Raw genomic sequence first — 1,493 nt, forward strand, 5'->3', positions numbered from 1 at the left:
ATCGAGCAGCAGCGCAACACCCTGAACAAGGTCCTGCACAGCACCGACTGGAAGGGCCCGGACGCCGACCGCTTCCGCAACGAATGGCAGTCCCAGCACATGACCGCCCTCCAGAAGGTCGCCCAGGCCCTGGACGAAGCCGGCAAGAAGGCCACCAAGAACGCCAACGAGCAGGAACAGGCCTCCCACTAAGGCCCACCGCCTCTCAAACTGGAAGCCCGGACACACACGTGTCCGGGCTTCCCGGCGTTAAAAGCGCCGTGTTTCCGGACGAGGCGATGCCGCGCGGCATGGGCAGGAATCCCCATCGACGAAGCGGCGGCGCGGCTGTTTACTTCTTGTATCGAAACTTCCCGGCTCGCACCGGAACCACGGACCGGCAATCGGATCCACGACAAAAAGGGGCAATTGACATGGCTATTTGGGGCGCAGATGTACAGGAACTGAAGACCCTCGGCAAGAAGCTGAGCAGCGGTTCCAACGACCTCGACCGCATCGGCAGGAACTTGGACAACCTGCTGCACAACACCGACTGGACCGGCCCGGACGCCAAGCGCTTCTCCGACGAGTGGCACAGCCGGCACCTGCCGTCCCTGAACAAGGCAGCCCAGGCGCTGGACGACGCCGGCAAGAAGGCCGTCAAGAACGCCGCGCAGCAGGAGCAGGCCTCCCACTAGCATCCGCCCGGCGGTGAGGCACGCACCGGAGGAACACGGAAGCCCGGACGCACTAGCGTCCGGGCTTCCGCCGTTTGAGGGCAGGTTTACGTGCCCCGGCAGGTTTGCGGGCCGGGCCGGCAGGAGCCATGGAGCATGGGGAGCGCTGCATGGGCACCGGTCCCCATCGACACGTTTTGCGAGGTCACGGTAGGTTCTTAGGTATTGGGGATGCCGAAGAGTTCGGGTCCGTGAATGATCAAGGAGAAACACCATGGCTATTTGGGGCGCAGATGTACAGCAGCTCAAGACCCTCGGCAGCAAGCTGCAGGCCGGTTCCAACGAAATCGAACAGCAGCGCAACACCCTGAACAAGGTCCTGCACAGCACCGACTGGAAGGGCCCGGACGCCGACCGCTTCCGCAACGAATGGCAGTCCCAGCACATGACCGCCCTCCAGAAGGTCGCCCAGGCCCTCGACGAAGCCGGCAAGAAGGCCACCAAGAACGCCAACGAGCAGGAACAGGCCTCCCACTAATCTTCGTTTCGCCGGAGTTGCCGGCCGAAACACAGATGACCCCCTCAAATATGAACTGGTCCCCGATAGTTGGACTGGCTAAGTAGGATCCTAGGCCGCGAGGGCCTGGGCGCGGTATTGCACCGGGCTCAGGCCCTCGAGCTTTGTGGAGATCCGGTCGTTGTTGTACCAGTGGATGTACTCGTGCAGAGCCGGTGCCAGTGCGTCGGTGTTGAGGAACCGGACGTGGTGGAAGAGTTCTTCCTTGAGGTGTCCGAAGAAGTTCTCCATCACTGCGTTGTCGTAGCAGTTGCCCTTGC

At 62.6% G+C, this 1,493-nt stretch carries 4 protein-coding genes; 3 read left to right on the forward strand and 1 reads right to left on the reverse strand.

All coding sequences use genetic code 11. The features are described from left to right. The 3 genes from BIU82_RS19940 to BIU82_RS13385 all read left to right on the forward strand — a co-directional run. Positions 1–192 (forward strand): hypothetical protein (locus BIU82_RS19940; RefSeq protein WP_070349956.1); only part of this gene is annotated, 192 nt, incomplete at its 5' end. Between the two features lie 221 nt (positions 193–413). Continuing rightward, entirely contained in the window at positions 414–677 is a 264-nt protein-coding gene (locus BIU82_RS13380) for a hypothetical protein (protein WP_070349967.1), read from the forward strand. Between the two features lie 253 nt (positions 678–930). Beyond that, positions 931–1,194 carry a WXG100 family type VII secretion target gene (locus BIU82_RS13385; protein ID WP_070348796.1) on the forward strand — a complete coding sequence of 88 codons (264 nt, stop codon included), beginning with the start codon at positions 931–933 and terminating at the stop codon, positions 1,192–1,194. 90 nt (positions 1,195–1,284) lie between these two features. On the opposite strand, the gene BIU82_RS13390 is transcribed toward BIU82_RS13385, so the two are convergent. Beyond that, positions 1,285–1,493: IS3 family transposase (locus tag BIU82_RS13390; protein WP_139146576.1), on the reverse strand; the 209-nt coding region annotated here is incomplete at its 5' end.

Origin of the sequence: Arthrobacter sp. SW1 (assembly GCF_001766675.1) — a bacterium.
GTDB lineage: Bacteria > Actinomycetota > Actinomycetes > Actinomycetales > Micrococcaceae > Arthrobacter.

What these genes read in the sequence shown, in the direction of transcription:
- BIU82_RS13380 (WP_070349967.1), top strand. Translation starts at nt 414, where the DNA reads ATGGCTATTTGGGGCGCAGATGTACAGGAACTGAAGACCCTCGGCAAG.
- BIU82_RS13385 (WP_070348796.1), top strand. Translation starts at nt 931, where the DNA reads ATGGCTATTTGGGGCGCAGATGTACAGCAGCTCAAGACCCTCGGCAGC.